At 32.9% G+C, this 25,028-nt stretch carries 23 protein-coding genes and 3 pseudogenes; 14 read left to right on the top strand and 12 right to left on the bottom strand.

Features of this window, described 5'->3' with window-relative positions; all coding sequences use genetic code 11:
* Nucleotides 1-290 precede the first annotated feature (290 nt).
* Nucleotides 291-1,889, top strand: a complete 1,599-nt coding sequence (locus tag ACTNDN_RS10695; RefSeq protein WP_031540261.1) for a site-specific integrase — start codon at nt 291-293, stop codon at nt 1,887-1,889.
* On the top strand, nt 1,835-2,548 hold the full coding sequence (locus ACTNDN_RS10700; RefSeq protein ID WP_031540262.1) for a hypothetical protein: 714 nt from the start codon (nt 1,835-1,837) through the stop codon (nt 2,546-2,548). Before ACTNDN_RS10695 ends, ACTNDN_RS10700 begins: the two co-directional genes overlap by 55 nt.
* 49 nt (nt 2,549-2,597) lie before the next feature.
* Here the strand turns inward: ACTNDN_RS10700 and ACTNDN_RS10705 are convergent, their stop codons facing one another.
* Together ACTNDN_RS10705 and ACTNDN_RS10710 are read right to left on the bottom strand one after the other, a co-directional pair.
* Complete coding sequence (locus ACTNDN_RS10705; protein ID WP_048717159.1) at nt 2,598-3,830, bottom strand: HD domain-containing protein; 1,233 nt, start codon at nt 3,828-3,830, stop codon at nt 2,598-2,600.
* A gap of 461 nt (nt 3,831-4,291) precedes the next feature.
* Nucleotides 4,292-4,550, bottom strand: a pseudogene (locus ACTNDN_RS10710) (hypothetical protein); the annotation flags it as partial.
* Between the two features lie 216 nt (nt 4,551-4,766).
* On the opposite strand from ACTNDN_RS10710, the gene ACTNDN_RS10715 reads away from it, so the two are divergent.
* The 4 genes from ACTNDN_RS10715 to ACTNDN_RS10730 all read left to right on the top strand — a co-directional run bounded on the left by ACTNDN_RS10715 (nt 4,767) and on the right by ACTNDN_RS10730 (nt 9,995).
* Complete coding sequence (locus ACTNDN_RS10715) at nt 4,767-5,846, top strand: endospore germination permease (RefSeq protein ID WP_251628981.1); 1,080 nt, start codon at nt 4,767-4,769, stop codon at nt 5,844-5,846.
* A 3-nt stretch (nt 5,847-5,849) separates the two neighbouring features.
* On the top strand, nt 5,850-7,376 hold the full coding sequence (locus tag ACTNDN_RS10720; RefSeq protein ID WP_251628979.1) for a spore germination protein: 1,527 nt from the start codon (nt 5,850-5,852) through the stop codon (nt 7,374-7,376).
* A complete protein-coding gene (locus ACTNDN_RS10725; protein WP_081836587.1) occupies nt 7,373-8,539 on the top strand; it encodes a Ger(x)C family spore germination protein in 1,167 nt (388 codons plus the stop codon). Before ACTNDN_RS10720 ends, ACTNDN_RS10725 begins: the two co-directional genes overlap by 4 nt.
* A gap of 95 nt (nt 8,540-8,634) precedes the next feature.
* A protein-coding gene (locus ACTNDN_RS10730; RefSeq protein ID WP_109768643.1) for an IS3 family transposase occupies nt 8,635-9,995 on the top strand; the annotation gives its coding sequence in 2 pieces (ribosomal slippage) (nt 8,635-9,091 and nt 9,091-9,995; 1,362 coding nt in all).
* A gap of 132 nt (nt 9,996-10,127) precedes the next feature.
* Here ACTNDN_RS10730 and ACTNDN_RS10735 read toward each other — a convergent pair.
* Together ACTNDN_RS10735 and ACTNDN_RS10740 are read right to left on the bottom strand one after the other, a co-directional pair.
* Entirely contained in the window at nt 10,128-10,946 is an 819-nt protein-coding gene (locus ACTNDN_RS10735; RefSeq protein ID WP_031536676.1) for an AraC family transcriptional regulator, read from the bottom strand.
* An 807-nt stretch (nt 10,947-11,753) separates the two neighbouring features.
* The gene (locus tag ACTNDN_RS10740; protein WP_031536672.1) at nt 11,754-12,194 is read right to left on the bottom strand and encodes an Hsp20/alpha crystallin family protein; all 441 of its coding nucleotides are present in this window, start codon (nt 12,192-12,194) and stop codon (nt 11,754-11,756) included.
* 176 nt (nt 12,195-12,370) lie between these two features.
* On the opposite strand from ACTNDN_RS10740, the gene ACTNDN_RS10745 reads away from it, so the two are divergent.
* Nucleotides 12,371-12,811, top strand: a complete 441-nt coding sequence (locus ACTNDN_RS10745; protein ID WP_031536671.1) for a cell wall hydrolase — start codon at nt 12,371-12,373, stop codon at nt 12,809-12,811.
* A gap of 455 nt (nt 12,812-13,266) precedes the next feature.
* Here ACTNDN_RS10745 and ACTNDN_RS10750 read toward each other — a convergent pair.
* A pseudogene (locus tag ACTNDN_RS10750) lies at nt 13,267-13,434 on the bottom strand (recombinase family protein); the annotation flags it as partial.
* A gap of 220 nt (nt 13,435-13,654) precedes the next feature.
* Between ACTNDN_RS10750 and ACTNDN_RS10755 the strand changes: the two are divergent.
* The 4 genes and pseudogenes from ACTNDN_RS10755 to ACTNDN_RS10770 form a co-directional block, all read left to right on the top strand.
* Nucleotides 13,655-13,861, top strand: a pseudogene (locus tag ACTNDN_RS10755) (3'-5' exonuclease); the annotation flags it as partial.
* A 179-nt stretch (nt 13,862-14,040) separates the two neighbouring features.
* Nucleotides 14,041-14,235 (top strand): sporulation YhaL family protein, encoded by a 195-nt coding sequence (locus ACTNDN_RS10760; protein ID WP_031536670.1) that lies wholly within the window; start codon nt 14,041-14,043, stop codon nt 14,233-14,235.
* A 674-nt stretch (nt 14,236-14,909) separates the two neighbouring features.
* On the top strand, nt 14,910-14,993 hold the full coding sequence (locus ACTNDN_RS10765) for a YjcZ family sporulation protein (protein WP_035416275.1): 84 nt from the start codon (nt 14,910-14,912) through the stop codon (nt 14,991-14,993).
* Nucleotides 14,994-15,085: 92 nt separating this feature from the next.
* Nucleotides 15,086-15,175, top strand: a complete 90-nt coding sequence (locus tag ACTNDN_RS10770; RefSeq protein WP_035416274.1) for a YjcZ family sporulation protein — start codon at nt 15,086-15,088, stop codon at nt 15,173-15,175.
* A gap of 118 nt (nt 15,176-15,293) precedes the next feature.
* Here ACTNDN_RS10770 and ACTNDN_RS10775 read toward each other — a convergent pair whose 3' ends face one another.
* The 6 genes from ACTNDN_RS10775 to ACTNDN_RS10800 form a co-directional block, all read right to left on the bottom strand.
* On the bottom strand, nt 15,294-15,473 hold the full coding sequence (locus ACTNDN_RS10775; protein ID WP_035416273.1) for a hypothetical protein: 180 nt from the start codon (nt 15,471-15,473) through the stop codon (nt 15,294-15,296).
* 216 nt (nt 15,474-15,689) lie between these two features.
* Nucleotides 15,690-16,238 (bottom strand): DUF3267 domain-containing protein, encoded by a 549-nt coding sequence (locus ACTNDN_RS10780; protein WP_031536668.1) that lies wholly within the window; start codon nt 16,236-16,238, stop codon nt 15,690-15,692.
* A 367-nt stretch (nt 16,239-16,605) separates the two neighbouring features.
* Nucleotides 16,606-17,175: an HTH-type transcriptional regulator Hpr gene (locus ACTNDN_RS10785; RefSeq protein ID WP_031536667.1), complete on the bottom strand. Its 570-nt coding sequence runs from the start codon at nt 17,173-17,175 to the stop codon at nt 16,606-16,608.
* A gap of 499 nt (nt 17,176-17,674) precedes the next feature.
* Entirely contained in the window at nt 17,675-18,025 is a 351-nt protein-coding gene (locus ACTNDN_RS10790; protein ID WP_031536666.1) for a YtxH domain-containing protein, read from the bottom strand.
* 78 nt (nt 18,026-18,103) lie between these two features.
* On the bottom strand, nt 18,104-19,186 hold the full coding sequence (gene serC, locus ACTNDN_RS10795) for a 3-phosphoserine/phosphohydroxythreonine transaminase (RefSeq protein ID WP_031536665.1): 1,083 nt from the start codon (nt 19,184-19,186) through the stop codon (nt 18,104-18,106).
* 312 nt (nt 19,187-19,498) lie between these two features.
* Nucleotides 19,499-19,921 carry an HIT family protein gene (locus ACTNDN_RS10800; RefSeq protein ID WP_349204132.1) on the bottom strand — a complete coding sequence of 141 codons (423 nt, stop codon included), beginning with the start codon at nt 19,919-19,921 and terminating at the stop codon, nt 19,499-19,501.
* A gap of 705 nt (nt 19,922-20,626) precedes the next feature.
* On the opposite strand from ACTNDN_RS10800, the gene ACTNDN_RS10805 reads away from it, so the two are divergent.
* From ACTNDN_RS10805 to ACTNDN_RS10815, 3 genes are all read left to right on the top strand, one after another.
* On the top strand, nt 20,627-21,367 hold the full coding sequence (locus tag ACTNDN_RS10805) for an ABC transporter ATP-binding protein (protein WP_031536663.1): 741 nt from the start codon (nt 20,627-20,629) through the stop codon (nt 21,365-21,367).
* Nucleotides 21,360-22,580, top strand: coding sequence for an ABC transporter permease (locus tag ACTNDN_RS10810; RefSeq protein ID WP_284561463.1), 1,221 nt, complete (start codon nt 21,360-21,362; stop codon nt 22,578-22,580). Before ACTNDN_RS10805 ends, ACTNDN_RS10810 begins: the two co-directional genes overlap by 8 nt.
* Nucleotides 22,581-22,698: 118 nt before the next feature.
* Nucleotides 22,699-23,424, top strand: a complete 726-nt coding sequence (locus ACTNDN_RS10815; RefSeq protein WP_031536661.1) for an EcsC family protein — start codon at nt 22,699-22,701, stop codon at nt 23,422-23,424.
* A 359-nt stretch (nt 23,425-23,783) separates the two neighbouring features.
* On the opposite strand, the gene ACTNDN_RS10820 is transcribed toward ACTNDN_RS10815, so the two are convergent.
* Complete coding sequence (locus ACTNDN_RS10820; RefSeq protein WP_441131237.1) at nt 23,784-24,992, bottom strand: M20 family metallopeptidase; 1,209 nt, start codon at nt 24,990-24,992, stop codon at nt 23,784-23,786.
* Between the last annotated feature and the right edge of the window lie 36 nt (nt 24,993-25,028).

Below are 25,028 nucleotides of genomic sequence, written 5' to 3' on the forward strand. Positions count from 1 at the left end.
TTGTGTTACATTGATTCATGAGAGCCTCTCCTTTTCGTAGTTTTCTAGTCAAATTCTACTTTACAAAAGGAAGCTCTCTTTTTTAATGCTTCATTTTTTCCAGCTACCGCGCTTTCGCTTGGTGACCTTTTTGTCTAGTTGGGGGACTCGTCCCCCAACTAGACAAAAAGGATATTTATTCTCCCACAAACATTTTACTCATACAAGATATTGTATGGTATGTCTATAGTGAAAATAGTGATACTATACTCACTATAGATTTCAGAAAATATATAGAATGTAAAAATACAATGATGTTAGATGTATTAAAATGTTGGGTATCGAATTTCTTATTGGATTATGCAGGTAATACTATTGCGGCATATTTCAAGTATTTAGTGGATGTTTTAAATATTACTTCAACTTTAGCTAAGTCAAAAGTTAGTGATTTAGAAGAATATTTATTATCCGAAGCGACGAAATCGATAAAACATGAAATGATAAAGTCTTTATTGAATTTTTTAGATTTTTATGATGAATTGGATTCAACGGAAGAATATATACAGCTAGCCAGTGAGCTTCATGAAAAACTCGAAATAGAACCGAGGGAAATTCCATCAAGCAGAGATTGCTTAATGTTCCTATTCGCCTTAAATAATTTTTTTGATAATACTCCTTCATCAGATTGGCGATATTTATATTTTACTCCAATAAGGATTTGGTGGATACTAACTACCAAAATCCCAATGAGAATCGGTGAATTTCTTAAAATACGAAGGGATTCTCTTAAAGTAAAAGAAACGGATAATAAAGTTCGATATTATCTAGAGCTACCTAGATCTAAGGAGAAAAACAACAAAAAAAGAATTCAAGTTATTGATAAAATTGAGATTGATAAGAGTTTTTACAATTTCATAGATTCCTATATTATTGAATCAAATAAATACGGAGAGTCGGATTCATTAATATCTTATATGGTAATTAGAAAACTTAGAGAAAATGTTATAGAGAATAAAATTAATAGTTTTGTCAAGAAACGTAATGATAGAATAATTGATCATGAAACTTTTAGAAAATTGTTATACGATTTTTATGAATTCATTATTAAAAATCCACCATATAATTTTTCTGTTCGAGATGTCGGGAATGACAATCTTGAAACAATTTCAAAAAGTCGTGAAGAAGGAAATTATTTCGATATTGAGAGGCGATTACGACCTAATGATACAAGACATTTAGCATTTATGTTTTTGAAGCTTCAAGGCCTTCATCCGGTAGAAATAGCTCGTCTAGGTGGTCATTTATCTCTCAGCTCACAAACCCATTATTTTAAGCATAGGGAATTTGAAACTGATTCTTCAACTATTCAACTATTGAGATTATTTGACATGGATTGCCAATACTTTAAAACAAGTTTTTTTAAAACAATAAATGAACCAATAATTAGTTCAAAAATAAATGATGAATTTAGAAGACGTTTTGTATTAAAAAACGCTGAGCCTGACCGAGATAAGTGGGATAAATTAGAAATAGGTTGGTGTTCAGCGAGTATAAAACGTTGTAAACGTCACTGTTTTATATGTGATGAATATTGGAAAATAGAATTTGATGAATTTAAGACAAAATATAATGAGATTATTAAGTGGATGGATTCTACGGAGAACAAAGCAATTAAGGTTTATAATTCGTTGGGACATATCTATGACCAAATTCATAGTAATAAAAATGAGCAGCTGAAATTGGATATAAAACTAAAAAAAGTGTTATACACAAAATCAAAGGAATTAAAAGATTTATTAGAAAGTATCGGGGCTTGTGTTGATCATATCTATGAACAGACAGGGGTGAACATTGAATGGCAAACAAGTATCCAAAAGACAAAATCGACGAATTACTTGACAGATATGTAGAAGAAAATAAGGTCAAAATCATTAACAAAAGACCATTTGCTGAATTTGTGACAGAATTATTCGAAAAAGGCGAACTTAGTTGGTTAGATAAATCCATTCCTGAATACTATTGGAGAAAAGCAGCCTATGAAGGATTTCATTATATTGAAAGATACAATGAAGCTGTAAATACTCCAATACTTATAGAAAATGAGAATCCGGAAATTAAACTTCCAAGTATAAAGGATTCAATCGAAAAACTAATTAAAGACCCATCTAAACTATATAAGACGTTGGAGCCTTATGAAAAGGAATTAAAATTATTATTAAAAAAAGAAAAGAAAAGTGAAAAGAAAATAAAGGAGTTAAACAACAAAATAATTGATCAAAAGAAAAAAATTAAAGAACTAGAAGATTTAAATAAACTAGCTCAATCTACTATTTATAAACTCTTTTATTATGGTAAGGATAGGAAAGAAAAAAATCTAATAAACTTACTCACTACTACAAAAAATTCAACAAAGCCTGTTAATAGAGCATTAGAAAATTTATTTAACCATGAAGCATTTGAATTTTTTGATCTTGAAACTGGCGAAAAAATATATAAAGAAACAAAAATTATTGATATAAAGAAGCGTAAAAAAGAGTCTTCTAGTTTGGATTTGTGGAATGACTTATAAAAAAAGCCCAGCTATGCAGATATATAAAGTGCCTAGCTGGGCTTTTGGGTTATTTCAATTCTTCCGTATTTTCATATCTGCTATCTAAAAAGTCAACTATATGAATAATGTAACCCTCAATTGTTTGTGGATTCCGTACACATGCCCCCCATTCTGGAAGACCGTGATGACATAAAATACAGTGGGAAATATGGTGTATGTCTTCTAAAGAAATCCTTATATTTTCTGTTTCTATTATTTTCGAGAGGATAAGTACACCATATGGGATATGTCCTATCATTACTCCTAACTCATCCATGATTATTCCAGTTTGTTTCCTATTCTCAATATTAGAATGATCAGCCGTTGGGAATAAGAATTTAAATTCCTCAAACTTTTTGCCAGCATGATCATATTCTAGTAATTTTCCAATATCATGAAATAAAATGCTTGTAAAAACTAAATCATAATTAGGAGCTGAACTTCTATGTTGCATTGCGCCATATAACATTGTATAAAGATGATCAATAGTATCTTTCCATACAATGTGCTGAGGATTTATAGACTCCGATTGAAGTTGATTCCAAATATCCTTCTTATGTGCTTTTTCAACTACGTTTATTAGCTTTATAATTGCTTGATAATGGTTATCTTCTTGTTTTAATATGAATCTTGCGAACCTCATTAAACCTACTGTATGTTTTAATAAGCCACCTAAATAATTATGATGAAATCCTTTTGCTGCTGGCCTAATAGAAAATTGGTCCCAAAAACGTTTCATTGCAGCTAAGGATATGTCCTTAAAAGGTTGTTCCAATTCATTTATATATGAGAAAAGTTCTACAGTAAAATCTTCAATATTTTGCTTAGTGTAAGCTAGAAAAGTGAAGGGATTAATATCTTCTTCACATGGTTTCATTTTATTTATAGTAAGTGATTTATGCCCCCGATAATCTTCTATTCTAGCCTCAACATCGAAAATAGAGAATTCTTCAAGTAAAGGGATAGTATTTTCAACGGCATTTTGGTTGTCCCATAATTTTGCATTTATCGAACCAAAATTATTACTAAATCTTATTTTTAAATATTGTTTGTTAGTTTTGGTTGATTCGATATTAAAGTCATTAAGAAGTAATCGTAATTTAACATTGATTCCTTTTTCAAATTCATTTATGTTGAAAATTTCTTCACCAGTAGGGAGAATAGGAGTTGGAAATTCTTTTAGGACCTGTTCTCTATCATCTTCAGTTAACTCAAATTTAACTGGGATAAAATCATAGAAATAAAATTTTATGTCATTCATTGATTATCACTCCTAAACTTTACACACTAAAGTGTAAAAGTTTTTTTATTTATCATTTTCTATATCATTTTAACTTAAATGTTTGATTAAGTAAGTAAAATTTGATTAATGTACTACCTTCCGTTGAAAATCAAGCTTGAAGATTTGAAACTACTTCCACTATACAAATAAGGGTATATCCAATTCCTATAATCGTTGTGCATCAGGAAAATGCGGATTTACAACGATAAGGAATTTCCAATATAAAAAGCCTGATTTCCCAATCCCTAAACTGAGAAATTCGGCTCTTTTTTTTTTTACCCCATAAAGAGGTACAGCCGACAAAATGCTGATATTATAGGCTAAGGCATTTTTTTATATCCTAAGTGGATGTAGGGATGGATTTAAAATCTAGATATAAATAAATATTCTCCTAGAAAGTACGTTCCGATCCGATCCAATGGTGATATGTGCGGGAGAAAAACGTTACCTGAGCGTACAAGATTTCTTAACTTGGTAAGAACAGACAACGCATAATTGGCGATTTATATTCCCATCATCATAAACGTGCTTTTGCCAGCGATTTGAGAGAAAGTTCAAAGGTGCGCCTTCTGGAATTCTTCGTTTATTATTTTTTGTTCATCTCTTTAATGGTCACAATAGCGTGAAGCAATGACTCTCCTGATTTTATATAGAAGTGATTTCTAAGGCATCTAACAATTTTGGGGTATGTTTACGTAAGTAGTTAAGAACGCGATTGTTCCTACCTAGTAATTTGATTTTGGTTATACTTTGAATTTTTAAAGGTTTCTATTATTTTCTGTGGCTGTTTCACAACACTTTATTTAGTTGTTTTTGTGAATATAAATCAAATATTAGGTAATTATATAAAATATGATAACAAAAAGGAAAAACGAGATGGATAGTTAAAAAAATAATGGAGTAAGAGGGTTGAAAATGGATCAAAATAAAGCAAGTTTTTCTACTATATTTGTTCTCTCTATGATGAGTATAGGATTAATGAACCATGTAATGGTGATACCCATGTTACTAAGCACAGCAAAGAGGGATTCTTGGATATCTGTACTAATTTCAGGAGTTTTATTTTTGGGGTGGCTTGTTTTTCTACGAGTAATTATTAAAAAAACAAATTACTCCCATTTATTTACTTGGATGAAGGACCGAGTTGGTAAAGTTGTTGCTTGGGGTCTTTCTTCGGTTGCCTATGTTTTTATCCTTTTATTAATTGGAGTTACCTTAAAGGATATGATTGTTTGGACAGTTACTTCCTATTTCCCTCAAAGTCCAACTTTCATCTTAGCCATAGTTTTTCTAATCATTTGTTTTTTTGCTGCGACATCTAGCTTTGCCACCCTATCTATTATTTCAGGTTTTTTGTTTGTTTTTGTTGTTGCTTTAGGTTTTTTTGTCATGAGCCTAAATATTCCTCATAAGGATTACGCTCAAATATTTCCTATATTAGAACATGGTTTGAATCCTGTTTTGAAAGGCATGATCTATAGTTCAGGTTCTCTAATGGAAGTTGCACTTATACTTTTCTTACAACACAAATTAAAACCCAACATTAAGGTTCGAAGTTTACTTTTCCTCGGAATTATCTTGATAGGGTTAACCCTAGGTCCCTTATTAGGTTCGATTGCTATTTTTGGTCCAGAAGAGGCTGCTAATCAGAGGTATCCGGCATACGAGGAATGGCGATTATTAAAAATTGGTAAATATATTGAACATGTAGATTTTTTTTCTATTTACCAATGGCTATCAGGTGGATTTATAAGAATAAGTTTAGGTTTGTTTATAATTGGACAGCTCTTTCCATTTGAGAACGATAAGAATAGACATTTATTAATAGGATTTAGCTCATTAATTACATCGTTGATGGTTCTTCTACCTATAAGTGATATGCAATTTGTTCGCTTTTTGCAAAATATATATTTTTATTTATCGCTTCTATTTTTACTTATCTTTTCTTTTAGCATTGGGTTATTAGCATTTTTAAAAGGGGAAAAGGGGAGATAATTCTTGAAATATAATAAATATAAAAAACAAAAGGAACTGAACTCTTATCATACTACCTTTCAGAATACTGATGAAGTAAATGAAGAGAAAATTCGTTCAACTTATCAAAAAAGTGAGGATGTTAAAGTTGTACTACATAAATTTACTGATGAACAACAAGAAATAGATACCATATTTATCTATTGTGAGAATTTGGTTGATAAAAAACAAATAAATCAAATCATTATTCCACAACTAAAAAAAATGACAACAAAAAATGACTATAAAATATTCAAAGATTGCGTGGAATGGAATCAAGATGAACTAGAATGGACACCTTTAAAGGTGGAAACAGGGTTAAATTCCATCTCTTTAGAGATCTTCGATGGTAATTTAGTCATTTATTTTCCGGAATTTAGCGCTTTTTTTTCTGTTAGTGCATCCAATAAACCAAACCGTTCAACTGAACAATCCAATTACGAGGTATCTGTTCGTGGCCCAAGAGATAATTTCACAGAGGATATCTCAACAAATATTGCACTAATTCGAAAAAGACTAAGGTCGCCAACGCTATCTTATCAAACTTATACGATAGGAACAAGAACTCAAACTAAGGTGGGATTATTATATCTAGAAGATGTGGTTAATACGGAGATGCTAGATACTATTCGGGAACGATTATCTAATGTTGAGATTGATGGAATTATTAGTTCAACTCAATTGCAGGAGATGGTTTCCAAACAATCACTTTCTATTTTCCCACTTTCTGCTGATACATCCAGACCTGACTTTGCAGTTGAATGTTTATTACAAGGTAGAATAATCATAGTAGTAGATGGCTCACCATTAGTCATTATTGCTCCTGTAACCATTACTTTTTTGATTAAAGCAGCAGAGGATTCACATTTTAATTATTTACCCATGTCATTAGCTCGATTTTATAGATGGGCGGGATTTCTTTTAGCTGTCTACTTACCCGGGTTTTGGATGGCATTGCTTGCATACCATCAAGATCAAATCCCTTTTCCTCTTCTTGCGACTATAACTGTTGCAAGATCGGGGTTGCCATTTCCTGCACCATTAGAACTTATGATCGTTTTATTCCTGTTTGAAATGTTCCGTGAAGCTGGTCAAAGATTACCTTCCCCTCTTGGACAAACTCTCTCCGTCGTTGGGGGACTCATTATTGGAGACGCTGCAATTCGGTCGGGTTTGATTTCTCCTTCGGTCATCGTTATTACGGCTCTTTCTGCCATCTCAGGGTTTACACTAGTGAACCAAATATTAGCAAGTTCAATATCCATTCTTAGAGGATTTGTTCTTGTTTGCTCGATTTTTATGGGTTTATACGGTTTTATGTTGGGAGGATTTATGATTGTCATTTATATGGCAAGGTTACGTTCTTTCGGAATCCCTTACTTAGCTTTAGTATTTCCGAAGTCTAGTTCAGATCTTTTCAAGGCGCTATTTCGGTTACCATGGAAAAGTTATAGAGAACGTGTTAGTTATGTTCGTACGCGGGATAGTACAAAGACGGATGAAGGGGAGTGACAATCCTGAAACTACGTAGGTTCTTTTTAATTAGCATACTAACTCTCTTTAGTCTGGTATTATCGGGATGTTGGAATATCAAAGAAATACAAGATATTTACTATGTTGCAGCACTTGGAATTGACTATAAAGATGAAAAATATATAGCTTATGTTCAATTACTGGACTTTTCTAATGTGGCTAAACTAGAAGGTGCTAGACCTGATAAACAACCACCGATTTGGATTGGGAGAGGTGAGGGAATTACGATGACAGAAGCGTTAAATCAATTATACAAGGATGCACAACAAAGACTTTTTTGGGGACATGTGTCTACATTGATTTTGAGTAATACATTACTTGAGCAAGATATCAAATCCTCTATTGATTTTATAAATCGATATAGAGAAATACGTTATAATATCCAATTTTATGCTACAAATGAATCCATTGAAGACGTACTTAAAACAAAATCATTTTTCACTTTATCTGGACTCTCGACGATTCTTCACGAACCAAATGAAAGTTATAAGCAAAGATCCTACATACAACCCATTCAATTTTTCCAATTTATTCGAGATAGCAATCCTGTTGGACAAACAGCTTTCATTCCTTCAATAAAAATATCCACTGAAAATTGGAAAGAGGAAGATAAAAAAGCACCATTGTTAAGAAATGACGGCGCTGTCTTTATAAGAAATAACCATCTACAAGGATGGCTTTCTGAATCTGATTTAAACGGTCTAAGATGGATAGATGAAAAAACTGTTCGATCTCCTTTGTGGATAGTTGAAGATGATCAACCGGTTGTTTCTATAGTATTAGAAAAACCAAAGGTGAGGATAACTCCAGTTATTACTAACGAACAAGTGAGATATAAAATTAACGTATCCTTACAAGCCGGAATAAACGAAAAGTTAAAAGAAATTAGTGAAAACAAGTTAGTTGCTAACACTAAAAAAATAATAAGAGATGAGATTTTAAAGACTTTTGAAAAAGGAGTGGAGATAAATTCAGATGTTTATAGGTTAGGTGAAATATTATATCGGGAGAACCCTCAGAGATGGAATCAAGAGATAAAAGAAAAGCCATTTTTTTTAAATAAGGATAGTATCGAGCATATCAACATTCAAGTTAAGTTAGTGAACTCAGGAAAATTGAAATACCAAGAAAGTCATTATTAGAGTGATTTAGCCAAATTTCACAAAAGTCAATTCTTAATGTATGAACTGCACCCCAATTGTTAGACACAACTAACAATTGGAGGTGCAGTTTTTTTATGGCAAAGTTTTCTCCAGAAGAAAAAATACAGGCAGTAAAACAATATTTAAATGGAAATGAAGGAGGAAAATCAGTTGCTGAATTTATAGGTGTTCATCCGAGTATTCTTCACCAGTGGATTAAACAATATGAGTACTTTGGTGAAGATGCTTTTGAAAAGCGCTATACATCCTATCCCGCAAAGTTTAAACTAGATGTACTCAATTATATGAACGAACAAGGGACGTCTATCAGGGATACAGCAGCGATTTTTAATATTCCATCTTATGAAACGGTTCGAAAATGGAAAGTTGCTTATGAAACAAAAGGATATGATGCCCTACAACCAAAGAAAAAGGGGCGACTATCTTTGAAGAATGACAATCAAGAATTACCGAAAAAACAAGAACAGACTGAAGGATCAATGGAAGCACTTCAGAAGGAATTAGAACATCTACGTATGGAAAATGCGTATTTAAAAAAGTTGAATGCCTTAGTTCAAAACAAGGGAAAATCACCAAACAAGACAAAGCGCAAGTAGTCTATGAATTAAGGCATGAATTTCCGGTGAAAGCACTTATAAAGCTCGCAAGCATTCCACGCAGCACATATTATTATTGGGTGAAAAACTTCAGTCGTCCCGATCCTGATGCAGAGCTGAAAGTATTGATTCAAACGATTTTTGAGGAAAATGATAGCTGTTATGGATATCGCCGTATTCGTGATGAACTTAGAAATCGCGGACATAAGGTCAACCATAAGAAAGTACAGCGTATCATGAAAGAATTAGGGATAAAATGTCAGGTTCGGATGAAAAAATATAAATCTTATAAAGGAACGGTTGGAAAAATTGCACCCAATATTTTAGATCGCAATTTTAAAGCTGAAAAACCAAATCAAAAATGGGTTACGGATATAACAGAGTTTAAGTTATTTGGAGAAAAGTTATATTTGTCACCTATTTTAGACTTATTTAACGGGGAGATCATTACCTATACCATCGGCTCAAGACCGACCTACTCTCTTGTTTCTACAATGTTAGATCAGGCTTTTGAACGTTTAAGAGACGATGATACCCTCCTCATTCATTCGGATCAAGGCTGGCACTACCAAATGAAGCAATATCGTCATTCTCTTAGTGAACGGGGTGTTACACAAAGTATGTCTCGCAAAGGGAACTGTTACGATAACGCAGTTATAGAAAACTTCTTTGGCATCATGAAATCAGAATTTCTTTATCGAAAAGAATTTGAAAGTATAGAACACTTTAAGAAAGAACTACAAAAATATATAAATTACTATAATCACAAACGAATCAAGGCAAAATTAAAAGGCATGAGCCCGGTACAATACCGAGTTCATGCCCTGCAAGCCGCCTAACGAAATAACCTGTCTAACTTTATGGGGTCACTTCAGTATGGAATTGACTTTTTAATTATATTTCTGATAGCGTATAATATTTGCGTTTCGTCTGCAGAGTCCCATAAACACATTCTATTACTGAATATGAATTTACTTCGGGATAACAGGGACCCAGAGTTCGTGTCTTGGTTTATGCTTCGGACCGTAATAACATTCTATACAAGGTAAATTTGCAAGTTCATACTCGGAGTTAGGAACCCACTCGGTATATAAACGTTTCCATGCATCTACTATGTTCGGAAATACTGCCCATGTACTTGCGGGTATAATAAGCGTCTCCATATTTTCAGGGGATTCCCCATCGTATCTTACGCCCATGAAATAGGAAAATTCTTCATCTGTTATGGCGGCTTCTTTTCCGCAAACCCCCAGAAGGCTTTCAAGCGTGCATTTTGGATTTTTCCATGACATAGCTACTAGTTCTTGCATAAATCCATCTTTTTTCGCGGTGTTCCAAAGCGTAGGGATTGTTTTAAATGCTCTGCTTGTTTTTACTGGCTTACTTTTTCCTACAATTCTTAATTCAAAATCAAGGTTTTCAATTCTGTAATCCATCTCGGTATCTCCTTTAATAGTAATTTGAAAGGATATTCTGGGAAAGGCTTTTAACTGTACCCCTCTATTATGAGCATTGGAAGGGGTTACTCCATGCATTTTTTGAAAAGCACGTGAGAAAGTATCAGAAGAAACATAACCATATTTAACTGCCACATCGATGATCCGAATTTCACTTTTTTGAATTTCAAATGCTGCGAGTGTTAACCGTCTACGTCTAATATATTTTGAGAGCGATACACCTGAGATTGAAGAGAACATTCTTGAAAAGTGAAACTCGGAAAATTTAGCTACTTTTGCAGTTTCTTTGTAGTCTATTTCTTTATTTTCAATGAAGTTTAACGCATGGTTCATTCTTTTAGCCAATTGTGAACATCAAGTAGAATGACACAATTTCTGCTATAATAACTGAAACACATTACTGGAAGTTATCATTCACATTTTATAGTGAATTGCATCCTCTAATAACAAGACATCTGTTAATCATTTTCTGATTTTATAAGGCAAAGATAAGTAACAAAGAGACAATAATCCATTTTAATAAGTAAAATAATGTATTTTTGAGCTTTCTATATGTAGTTATTGAATTAAAACAGTTTAGTTAAAGTACATTTATTTGCATACTTATTTTCAACAATGTAATTCAAGAAGAAGTAGAAAAAGAAATTACCTCTATGCAATAATAAGCAAGGAATGGGGGGGATAAGTTATCCTTATGTTAAATACTATCTACCGAGGTAATTAATTGAACGAAGTTTGAATTTATTCAAAATAAATACCCTGTATTACTCTAGTATAATAGATTTGGTTCTTACAACAATCTATACATAGTTTCTTATGTATCTTTAGGTGAAAACTCACAAAAAATAAAGAAAATACAGTAAGGGCATTTTTTTTACCTCTTAACTTTGTTACAACAATAGGGATGCCAAATTCGACACCCCCTTGTTTAGATAGTTCTAATCGGAAGATTAGTTAATATTGTTTTTAATATATGATGACTTAATGTTATGAGCAAGTTCATCTAATATAGCTTTCTTCTTATTATTTGAAGAATGACAAGTTAATATAAGCAAATCCACTAATTCTGGTTGCATATTAGATATCTCCTGCAAATAATCCTTATCAAATTCTTTCATAACTTCATATAATTTGCTCATTTTAATGAAATTCCACATCAATTTTCTTTTTATTATTTGGTGTAGTCTTTAACATTTTTACTTCTAATACACCATTTTTATAGGTTGCTGATACTCCCTCGGTAGATACAAGACTCGGAAGTGTTATAGCTCGGTGAAAACTACCTGTGTAACGTTCTTTTCTATACATATTTTTTTCTTTTGTTTCATTTGTTTTGTTTATAGAACCGCTAATCGATAATACATTATTTTCAATATCAATGTTTACGTCTTCTTTTTTCTCAAGTCCCGGTATATCACAAGTTGCAACAACTTCATTTTCACTTTCATGCACATCTACCTTAATACTTCCAAAGTGCTCTTTGTCCCCACTAAAATCAAACGGTAGGTCAGAAAAGATACGGTCAAAATCTCTTCTTATATTTACTAATTGTCTAAATGGGTCATAAGGTGTTAATGCCATAGTTACATTCCTCCTTCATTTATCATTCATATTCTCTTCATTTCTCATGAAATTATTAGCTTATGTATTATTTTCCTGATTTTTTCACAATTCATTTTAACTCGCTCATTAGTAAACTTCAACAAGGTATTTCTGATGAACAACGTTCATATAATTAGATATAGGGAGTGATAAAAGTGCCACGAGTAAAATATACCGAAAGTGATGTTGCATTGATGGCAAGGATGATGAGAGCAGAAGCTGAAGGAGAAGGACGACTAGGGATGCTTATGGTTGGTAATGTCATTGTAAACCGACTAAAAGCAGATTGTTTAGATTTTTTAAATTTAAGGTCAATAAGGGACGTGATTTTTCAAGTACAAGGAGGAAATTATTCTTTTGAAGCAGTACAAAAAGGGAATGTTTTTTATCAAGGTGCAAGAGATGTCGAAAAAAGATTAGCACGAAAAGCATTAGATTATTGGAGAGAGCATCCTTCTAAATATGCTCTTTGGTATTTCAATCCATATGGTAAATGCCCACCTACTTGGTACGCTCAACCATTAGCAGGTCAATATAAACAACATTGTTATTATGAACCCCAAGCTAATACATGCGAAAGCGTTTATAGATGGTAAAGCAGCATACGAATTGATATGTATTAATAAATAATTTGTTATCGATTATTAAGCTTGTATCGAAGATTTCAAAGAATCATTGTTACAAGCTTATATTACTTGCTTATCTTCAATAGTCGTGTCTTTTAAAACGATTAGGGATTCAATCCTTGTTGTAGATAAGGTCTCGTTATCTTAATATAGTACTTGTACTTTTTTTGCTCCATCTCCATCTGAAAATGAACGCATCCGTTAGTGAAGTAAAGTTATCGCTTCAGCCTCCAACTGATACCATTTTTCCACTGTAATATTCATCTAAGTTATCCCACTAATTTTTAGACTCTGACTTTAGATAGTTATAAATACATTCTTCCATAGAAAAAGGACCTTTTGTTTTAAAGTAAAGATTGTACGGGAGGAAACTTATGATTGGTGTGACCGCTTGAAAGAGATGCCACAGTTTTTGCTTATTAAGATTCTAGCCATGTATCCTTGAGTGATTTTAAGCTATCCTTTTTCCTTCGAATTAAATCAATCAATTCAAATAAGTACTGTGTACTCCGATTGATTCGGGTTGAGTCAGTAACAAAAATAATGTCACCTTCCTGTAGATCCTCTAACATTTTTTGAAGTTGCTCGCGCTCCTATGTTGCGACTCTACTGATATATAATTGAACAAATAAATTAAAAATTTACAGAAACAGGATGTTGCGGAATGAAAATTGCCAAAGGTAGAGAATTGCTTACACCTGAATAGAGGTAGGCTCTATAAATCTTTACTTTTTCTCACTATATATGAGAAAAATGCAAGAGAAGTATTGAAACTACTATATATTTAATATTTTTCTCACTTTATATATATAGATAATCAGCCATCACGGAAAGCCTGAATGGGGAAGTCCAAAAGCTCCGTTAATTAAAGAAGCGGAAATCTTACACTATATTGATAACTTAGATGCAAAAATGAATATGCTGGATCGAGTATTAGATCGAGTGAAACCAGGGGAATTTACGGAAAGAGTTTTTCCGTTAGAAAACCGTTCCTTTTACAAACCAACATTTCATAAATAAAAAGACTAGGATGAGTTCACTGAGTTCTCATCCTTTTTTTTGCATCCCAAAGATAAATGCTGCTTTTGCTAATCAAGTAATGTAATTTCTTGCAAAAAAGCCGATAAGAGGGAATAATCTAGTTTTTCTAGCATAGGATGAAATAAAAGATAGAAATTACTAGAAAGGGGTAATTTTCAATGCTAGGAATTCCACTTTGGGTTATTTTTGTATTGGGAGGAATTGCAATTAGTGCGATTATGGCTGTTAAAACTGGAAAAGAGGATAGAGCAATTGAAAATGAAATAATTGAACGGGAAGGAGAGGTTTATATGAAAAGACTAGAAGAGGAGAAAAAACGTAGAGATGGAGAAGTGAGGGTGTATGAGAATTAAACAACTGCTTGAAGTTTCTATTTAACTCTTTTTTTACAGTGGTAAATGGCAGTAAACTGTCTGTAAATAATTCGATTGGTTCAACTAACCAAACCAATAGTGTGATAGGAAAAAATCACCGTTGAGGGAAGTTTTACTTTCTTTGATACAAAGGATTAAATGTATAAGATTCATTCCTAAATAGCGTTTCTTCGTTTAATGGAAATGAATTTTGTAGATTGGATTCTTTGTTTTTTTATGTCTTTTCCATAAAGTTATTTGAGATGCTATTTTTTTGCGCCTTCCATTCCTTATAAAAAAATGGGTATATGTCCTGTTCCGAATTTAGGGCGAATACATATGATAAATTGAGCTTGAAAAAGAGCTCAAAGAATTCGCGTTAAGCAAATTCATAAGGTTGTTACGGTTTATATGGCAAAAGATGAAGTGAGAGTGGTAATACAGTACAAAGTATTATAAATATTAGTTCATTCTTTTATGGAGGATCTAAAATAAGATCTGTGGCTAACAAGTGACCAATAACATCCAATAGGGACGGACGAATATTGATAAAAAACAAATTTAGAATAAGTTGGTTATGGTTGTATGGAAGCCAATAAATAAAAGAAAGTAGAAAAACCGAAACACCATGTAATTTTTAAACAAATGGTAGCAACCTTAAAGGAGGTGTTACTATGGGTAACGTATACGGCGGAGGTTTTGCCTTAATCGTTGTATTGTTTATCTTATTAGTTATCGTTGGCGCTGCATGGCTGTAAGCTATAATAGCGTATAAAGGCAATCTTACTAGGATGAGTGCCTATTTATGCGCCAAAGAACAACTGGAACGATAGAGAGAGGAGGAATCTTCATGTCTGGTGGAGGAGTTTACGGTGGAGGCTTTGCTTTATTAGTAGTACTATTCATCTTATTAGTAATCATCGGAGCAGCTTGGCTATAAGTTGATCTGAAGGCATATAAAAAGAAGCAAGTGTAATAGTCTGTTTGGACTGCTATTACATTGCTTCTTTTCTACATATCTCCGTATATAAGACAGAGTTTGTTTAGTTAAAAAAATCTTAAAAAAGAATATCTACATAGGAAGAAATCAAAAGAATGGTAATAAGAACATTTATCGTTCGAAAGACTTTTGGTTGTTTTTCTTCAGGAATTTCTTTTTGTAAACATAGGGCATTTGTTAGTCTATTAATATTATATAAAATAAAAATAGCTAAAATAATGAAAATGGAGATCATCATTGATTCCCTCCTTTAAGCAGAATTTATTGTATGATATTTACATTATCAAATAACAGGACAAAAAGATAGTATTATCAACTATTTTAGGCAGTAAACTTAGATTCTTCGTCAGAAGGATTTTTTGCCTCCTTACAATCTATCTTTCTAGGAGGCTAGAAAATCAGTCGTTCTAGTTTTATCTCATTATATGTTTGGTAAAACAATAATAGTATCCATTTAAGATAATTCACTTACATTATTTATTAATATCTCAAATCCATCCTCGTTTTCTTCTACATAGCAAGAACGTGGTGATTTCCAGAGGTTTTTTATCCGAATGAAATCTGGAACACAAATACCTGTATGATAAGCGAAAATCATTAAAAAATAATGAACATAGCTCGTGAAAAGGAAGCAAGATACAAGTAATAATCCACTAATGATGACAAAAGGAAAAATTAGTGCGAATTGAAATTGAATTTTTCCGATTGGTTCTTTTACTTGAATGTGTAAAACAGGTAAAAATTGTACATTCCATGTTTTCTTAATTTTATCCCCTAAATGAATCATTGGTAATAAATGCAATAATTTGTGTAAAGGATATATAAGCAATATAGATGTCATAAATAATAAAAAATAATCGTCAGAAAGTTTGTTATTTGCAAAATAGGTTGTTATTGGTACATATAAGAAAAGAAAACAACCAATCGTTGTCATAGAAGACAAAATAAATAGGCGCTGCGTTCCATATTTTTTATGGAAGTTGACAGTCTTCCAACAGTTCATGTTAATACCCTCCATAGGGAGAAATTTTTAGCTACTTTTAATAATAAATTCTCGCTTGAATAACTAATAATTGGAAGAATATCTTTTTCTTTTTCTTATCTTGCGTTTAATCAAGCAAACTTACCTTGATACTTTACGACGAAAAGAGTAAAAAATCAATAGGCTCTTAATACAAATTTATGACATTTATTAAAAATATTATTTGCAAACAGAAAAATATCATGCTTTATATGTATTTTACTTACATTTGTAAAACTTATTTAAATTTTCCGAAAAAAAGATAAGAAAGCAACCTGCTCTCTTATCTTTTTTACCACCGGTCAAGAATGTCCCAAACCTAGAGTCCTATTCCCCAATTTCTATTTCTCTATTTAGAATATACTGGATCTTTTTTCTTTAGATGTCCTTCATCCTCTTCCAAAATATCGTCAAGATTAGAAAAGGATTTTTCGAAAATTTCAATAAAATCGTCTCCATAAATATGCTTAACGATTGTCATCATTTCTAGAAGCTCTGGAAACTTTCCATATAGATTTTTGATTGGCAAGGAGGCGGATAATGCTGAGCTATTATTTGGATTATAATCTTCCATAATTTGAACAAATACTTCTTTCCCTTTATCTGTAAGGCAAATATACGTATTTCTTTTGTCATTTTCTTTTTTCGAGAATTGTAGTAGTCCTCTTTCTTCTAATTTCTTCGAAAAATTAAATGCTGTTGAGACATGCATTACTCCGAAATTTGCTACATCTGAAATAGATGCTCCGTTTAGCTGGTAAGCAATCCAAAGTATGTGGTGCTCATTAATGTTCAAATCATACGGTTTAATCCAGCTTTGCCAATCTTTCTCGATTGCCTTCCATAATGCTTTGCTAAGTTGTCCGATTCTTTGAGTAAAGAGTAAAGCATCCTTCATTGAAATCTGACTTTCATTCATCCACAATCACCTACTTTTCTGTTATCTATAAACATTATGCCAATAAAACAAAAATTAATAAAGATAAAAATTAACAAAATTTTTAGAAATAAGAATTTTTATTTAAAGTAAGCGCTTAATTGAATAGATATGTAAAAAAGTAAATAAAAATTCATGTATTTGTTTAGACATATTTGAGGAAATAAAGTTTGGGAAGGATAGAAAAAAATGAAAGTGGGGAGATTACCTGTCTAAAAAATTATGGATTAGGAAAAAAGAAGGGAGAAGTTTTTTTGGAGAGTGAATAAGAAATTAATTGTTGAAAAAGAGAAGTAAAAAAATGGAATGTGATAATTGGTAGAAAAAGGACTAGGAAAATTATATGCGAATAAAGATTTAACATTGTTGTGTTAGAAAAGGTGACATAACTAAGGCGATTTTGAATAGATAAAAAAATGGAGGGATTCCTTGTTAGAAAACCTCCACTTTTTTAAAAATTTTTTGCCATGTAAAGACTAAGCTATTTTAAATCATTTTCTAACTCATTAATGGTTGATTGTAATTCATCGAGTTCCTGTTGAAGTAATTCCTGATGTGGCTTAATTTCTTCTTTCCACGTATCTAAGGATTGTTTAAGGTCTTCAATAAAGTCGCTTAAAACTGTTTTTCCTTCTACAGTAACAGTTTTAATGGAATCTTTTATTTCATTTAAATCGATTTTTAATTCTTGAATATGTTGTAGAAAAGCTTTTCCATTATCATTGCAGACTCTTCTCACTTCTTTTCCTGAGTAAGGAGTTGTCAGTAAGGTAGTAATTCCAGCTGCAATTCCTCCAATTAAAAATCCTGATAAGAATGATTTTGCGCTCATTTGCTAACACCTCGCTCTTTTTCCTTATTATAACGTAATCAAGTTATCATTACTATTTTTAAGGATATTTCGTATTTATTAGAGGTGATTGTTTTGAAAATCCTTCATAAATTTAGCTAGTTCGACAACATGTTCCAGTGGAACAGCATTGTATATAGAAGCTCGGCAACCTCCAACAGATCGATGACCGTTTAGACCAACAAATCCTGCTTCCTTTGCTTCCTGTAAGAAGGCCTTTGTAAGCTTTTCTGACGGCAAAGTGAAGGTTACGTTCATTTTTGAACGGCTCTTTTCTTCTGCATGTCCTCGGTAAAAACCATTACTTTGATCCATAACATTATATAATTGTTGTGCTTTTTCCTTATTTATGTTAGCTATTCCTTCGATACCACCTTGTTGTTTCACCCATTTTAGTACTAGAGATAAAAGATAAATACCTAAAGTAGGAGGGGTATTGAATAATGAATTATTCTTAGCATGTGTATGATAACTTAACATAGTTGGCAAAGTGTTATCTTCTTTAATTAAATCTTTTCGAATGATAACTACCGTTACGCCAGAAGGTCCAAGATTTTTTTGGGCACCGGCATATATAATGCCAAATTGTGATACATCAATTGGTGTACTTAAAATATCACTGGACATATCAGCTATTAAAGGTACAGATAAATTTGTTGGATAATTGCTCCATTGAGTTCCATAAATCGTATTGTTGCTTGTAATATGCAGATAAGCAGCATCCTTTGGCAATTCAATTTGTTCAGGATTCGGAATATATGTGTAGTTATCCTCTTTACTAGATACTGAAATTGCTGTATTGCCAAGTTTAGCGGCTTCTTTGATTGCCTTTTCTGACCATACGCCAGTCAGTGCGTAATAGGCCGTTTTATTTTTCGGAAGCAAGTTCATTGGTACCATCGTAAATTGAAGACTTGCTCCTCCTTGTAAAAAAAGAATGTCATAATTATCTGGTATGGAAAGTAGAGACGTAAGGAGCTCTTTTGCTTCATTATGTACAGCCTCATAGTCTTTGCTGCGATGGCTTAATTCCATTAAAGACATTCCTGTATCATTAAAATTCAGCCAATGCTCCTTTGCCTCTTGTAGAACCCATTCAGGTAAAGCAGCTGGACCTGCATTAAAATTATATGCTCTTTTCAACGTTCTTTCCTCCTAAATTCACTTTTTCAACTAGTAATGTGGTAAAGACAAAAAGATTACCCTTATACTAACAAATTCCGCTGATTTGTACAGATTAAAAAACACCTTTTTTGAAAAAATGAGAATTTTTCAAAATGGTGTTTTGGGGTTTTGTGCTATTAAAAAAATATTTTCCCCAGCTTCGAAAATGTTTATAGTTGATACGATAGGGGAGAAAGAACGAATGAGATGAAATGGAAATTATTATTATATAGCTTTTGGAAAAAATGAATTTTTTAAGAAAAATCTTTACTCGCTGTTACTTTTGTCTCTTTACTTCACTTTTTCTTTAATTTTATCGGCAATTTCTGTTAATTCTTCATTTGAATATCCGTCGAAATTTGTTTTCCATACTGCGCCGAATCCATCCCCTTTTCCGTATCTTGGTATGAGATGCATATGATAATGGAAAACAGACTGTCCCGCTTTTTCGCCATTATTATTTAAGAGATTTAAACCAATTGGTTCATAAGCCTCTTTAATTGCAGATGCAATACTTGGTACCACTTCAAACAGATTGCTTGCTATTTCAGGGGTTAATTCGTAAATATCTTTCACATGTTTTTTAGGTATCACCAATGTATGTCCCTTTGTTACCTGGCTTATATCTAAGAAAGCCATAACATGTTCATTTTCAAAAACTTTTTTAGATGGAATTTCGCCAGCGATTATTTTGCAAAAAATGCAGTCACTCATAAAAAAAACCTTCCTTCATTATGTATTACCAATATTTTAACACAGGAGCTATTTTAATGAACACCAAAAGGAAAGAGGGTGCCTTGTAAGGAGCCTCTTATCATAAATGTTCCAAGTGAGAAGTTTAAGTTAACTCCTTTAACATGGAAATACATGATAAGAATACCTTGTAAGGACACCCTCTTTTTGAAGGAGAGAACTTCTATTTTTATCGTTCAGGGTTCTTCTCTTTGATAAACACCTCATTTAAAAATGAATTGTTTTACTTTTATGAGAAAAATCGATCATTGTTCAAACGAACCATCCCCTTAAATGTCTTTATAAGTTTATCAACGTATAAAGATTGGATGACAGTCTGCGACAAACACCTCATTTCAAAGTGGAAATGATTTATAAGGCTGCTTTTGATAGAAAGCAACTTGGTGTTACTGATCTTATGTTTATATCTTGCTTATGCAAGGCAAACATCCCCTTTTAAAAACGAATGGAAGTTTCTTTTAAAAGATCTCTATAGAATCTTTTGCAAACACCTCATTTAATATTGAAGTATATACTGCAATATTTCATTGGTGCTCCCCTTCAATAAATAGAATGTCCTGATTAAGAATTTATATACAAAAGAATTAAAAGTTTTTCTGCACAATCATTTTTAATTAACGGAGAATGTTGTTAAACTATAGATAATACATATTGGAGGTACAAAATATGGCGTTGTTAGAAATAAAGAATGTTACTGGGGGATATACAAAGAATCCTGTTCTAAAAGATATTTCTTTTTCCATCAATAAGAATGAGATGGTCGGTTTAATTGGGTTAAATGGTGCAGGGAAAAGTACTACTATTCGTCATATTATTGGCTTAATGGAACCCCATAAAGGAGAAATATTCATTAATGGAAAGACGTTTGAAGGGGACAAAGAGGCCTATCGAAAAGAGTTTACCTTTGTGCCAGAAACACCTATATTATATGATGAATTAACATTGGAAGAGCATTTGAAAATAACGGCGATGGCATATGGATTATCTCAATCTGACTATCAAAAGCGAATGGAAGCATTATTAAAAGAGTTTCGAATGGAAAAAAGATTAAAATGGTTTCCTGCTCATTTTTCTAAAGGAATGAAGCAAAAGGTAATGATTATGTGTGCTTTTCTAGTGGAACCATCTCTTTATATTGTGGATGAACCATTCGTTGGATTGGATCCACTTGGTATTCAGTCTTTGCTCGATCAACTTAAGAGAATGAAGGAAAAGGGTGCAGGGATTTTAATGTCTACTCATATTCTTGCTACTGCAGAAAGATATTGTGACCGGATTATCATTATTCACGAAGGAAAAATTAAGTGTCAGGGAACGATGGAGGAATTAAGGGCGGCCTTTAATATGCCTGGTGCTACACTGGATGATCTATATATTCTTCTAACAAAGGAAGAAGAACATGTTTGAATTTAATGAAAAGCAATTATGGAAAGATAGAGCTGGACAAACAGCAAAAGAATATGGTCAATATTTAAAGTATATTTTCAATGGACATCTTGTGATAGTGTTAGTGTTTTTGTTAGGAACTGCAGCCTTTTACTATCAAGCCTGGCTGAAAACGATTCCCGATGATTTTCCTGTGGCGCTTATTATGAGCATTATCCTTACTTTTTTTCTGACAAATAGTCCTACCTATACCTTTTTAAAGGATGCCGATCGGATCTTTTTGATTGCTGTTGAGATGAAAATGAAGAAATATTTTCTGAAGTCAATGGTGGTTAGCTTTGTTATCCAAGGATATTTACTGTTGATCCTTTTGGCAGCACTAATGCCGTTGTATGCACAAGTACATGGGGGGGACTTTAGCCGCTTTTGGTATTTACTAATTGTGCTATTGATCACGAAAGGGGCTAATTTGCTTATTCGCTGGCATGTTCAATATTATGTAAATGTTCACTACCATTACACAGATACTGTTGTGCGTTTCTTTGTGAATTTAGCTATACTTTATTTATTATTTGCAGATGCTTCTCCCTACTTTATTCTTGTTTTACTCCTTATCATGGCATTTTTGCTTGTTTATTTCCAGAAGGAGACAAGCAAGAAAGGGCTAAATTGGGAATATTTAATCGAACAGGATGAAAAAAGATTAGCCTCTTTTTATCGTTTTGCGAATATGTTTACAGAGGTACCTAAACTAAGAAATCGTATTAAAAGAAGACGTTTACTTGATTTGTTGTTTAGTCGAATTCCTTATGCGAAAGATAAAGTGTTTGCCCATTTATATTGGAGAACCTATATACGTGCAGGTGACTATTTTGGACTAACACTAAGGTTAACTGTGATAAGTGGAATTTTCATCTTTTTCTTATCTTTTGGACCAGGTCAAGTTTTCATTAGTGTATTATTTGTTTTCTTAACTGGTTTGCAGTTATTGCCGCTTTGGAATGCTTATGATAACAAGCTATGGATTACTATTTATCCAGTCGAATCCTTTTATAGAGAAAAAGCTTTTAAGCAAATAATGGCTACTATTTTAGGATGGCAAGGATTTGTTTTAACGCTTATTATTGCACTTAAAGGGGACTTTTTATATGCAGTGATTTCTTTAATAGTTAATGGAGCCTTTATTGCTTTTTTTGTTTTAATGTATATAAATAAAAAAGTGAAACATTCCTAAAAGATAAGGAGCTTTAAACCTTCATTTGCCAAGGATTAAAGCTCCTTATTGATTAGTAGAAAAAAAGGGAACTATTTGTTTATAGTCAACGTAATAATAAGCAAAAGGAGGAATGCAGATGAATGAATATGAACAGAGAGCATTCATAGAAGTGGAGGAGTGGAAACGTAAACTTCAAAAACGTTCTTCTATTTTAAATAGAGTATCCAAGAAGGCACAGAATAAAATAAATGCCTATATCCCCGATAAAATTCAGCAAACAATTACCGAAGCGATCAAACAGATGATCCAAGCGACGCTTGCTGGTAGCAATATATTAAAGAAAAAGAATCTGCCACGATTTCACACTTTACAAGGAAAAGATGAGGAGTTAACGAAAAAGATTGGCCAATATAAAAAGATCGCTGTTGTAGAAGGCGCTGGAACTGGTGCCGGTGGGATTCTGCTTGGATTGGCTGATTTTCCACTATTACTTTCTATTAAAATGAACTTTTTGATGGAAACAGCAACTATCTATGGATATGATACGGACAAATTAGAAGAAAGAATCTATTTGCTTTATATCTTTCAGTTAGCTTTTTCAAGTGAAGGCAAACGAAGAGAAGTTTTAGAGGTAATCGAGAATTGGGAACAAGAAAAGCAAAAAGTTGCGGGTCTTAACTGGCAGGAGCTACAACAGGAATATCGGGATTTTATTGATTTTGTGAAAATGCTTCAGCTTGTCCCAGGGATTGGTGCCGCAGTTGGTGCCTACGCAAACTATAATTTATTAGATCAATTAGGTGAGGCTGCTAAAAATGTATATCGCTGGCGTTATTTTCAAGAACAGAAACAATTAAAATAAAGAGGGTGGGACAAAACAAAATAACTAATCATTAAAGACGAACAATATTTAATTTAGCTCTAAAATAAAGCTACTTAATCTCTGTTTTTAAATATAGGTAAGTGTAAAAACCAAGACGTTCCATTGCGCTACAGACGCACGATGCGCCGGGGAGGAAGCTGAGCCTCCTCGCTGCGCTGCGGGGTCTCAGCCTTCCCTCTATTTCCCGCAGGAGTCGACCGTCCTCCGCTCCATTTCACTTCGGTTTTAAACCTTTTTCTAAAAAACAAACACGAACTTTTATACAATATAATTACATTATAGTTCGTATTTACTGTTGGTTGAAATACTTATGTCCCAGCCTCTTTTGATTCTGGAATTTACGATATTTTAATTGTATTCGTTTCTTCTTCAGAAAAGGTAAGATTGTAATTAATTGCAACAGACCCAAGTGTTTTTGCTGCAATAAGCATTGCTTTTTCGTTAATATCGAATCTTGGATGATGGTGTGGATAAGTAAGGCCGTTTGTATCAGGCATTGCACCTGTAAAGAAAAAAGCTCCTTTTCTATGCTGAAGGTAATAGGAAAAATCCTCACCTGTTAATTCTGGTTCTCCTTCTTGCACAAACACTCCTGGGATGTTTTCGGCACAACTAGCTAAAAAAGAAGTTTCTTCTGAGTGATTGACAACAGCTGGATATCCATCATCATATTCAAATTCATACGTGCTATTCGCTGTATAGCAGGTTCCTTTTATCACTCTTTCCAGCTCTTCTTTAATAAGTGCTTGCGTTTCTAAATTAAATGTTCGAACTGTTCCTCCTATTGTAGCAGTATCAGCAATTACATTAAAAGCATTTCCAGATTCAAAGTAGCCTACTGTTAAAACAGCATTGTGGATTGGGTTAACTTTTCTGCTGACAATTTGTTGCAGATTAATGACGAGTTGGGAAGCTGTAACAAGAGAATCTTTTGTCTTATGGGGCTGTGCTCCATGTCCACCTTGTCCTTGAATCTTGACTTTAAATTCATCGGCAGCAGCCATCATTGGACCAGCTTTATAGGAAACAGTACCTGTAGGAAGCGTCGCCCATAAATGAGTACCGAATATAGCATCCACATTTTCGAGACAGCCAGCTTCAATCATCGCTTTTGCTCCACCGGGGTTTGATTCCTCTGCGTGTTGGTGAATGAAAACGAAATTTCCTGACAATTTTTCTTTAAATTCATGTATTACTTTAGCAAGGATTAATAATGTCGCCGTGTGTCCATCATGACCACAGGCGTGCATAACACCTGGAACCTTTGATTTATAAGCAACTTCTTTCTCATCCTGTATCGGAAGGGCATCAAAATCAGCGCGTAAAGCAACTGTCTTGCCTGGTTTTCCTCCAGTTATTTTTGCTACTACTCCATTTCCGCCGATGTTGCCAGTAACCTGAATTCCTAATTTTTCATAGAAAGAGATGATATACTGAGCTGTTTTATACTCTTTAAATGATAATTCTGGATGCTGATGAAGGTATCTTCGTATTTCGACCATTTCGTCATAATAGTTCTCTAATTGTTCCCATATTTCTTCTAGCATCTCTTTCACCTCGTTTTACTATTTTGAATATTTTTA

This window comes from Niallia sp. HCP3S3_B10 (genome assembly GCF_052064465.1).
GTDB lineage: Bacteria > Bacillota > Bacilli > Bacillales > Cytobacillaceae > Niallia > Niallia hominis.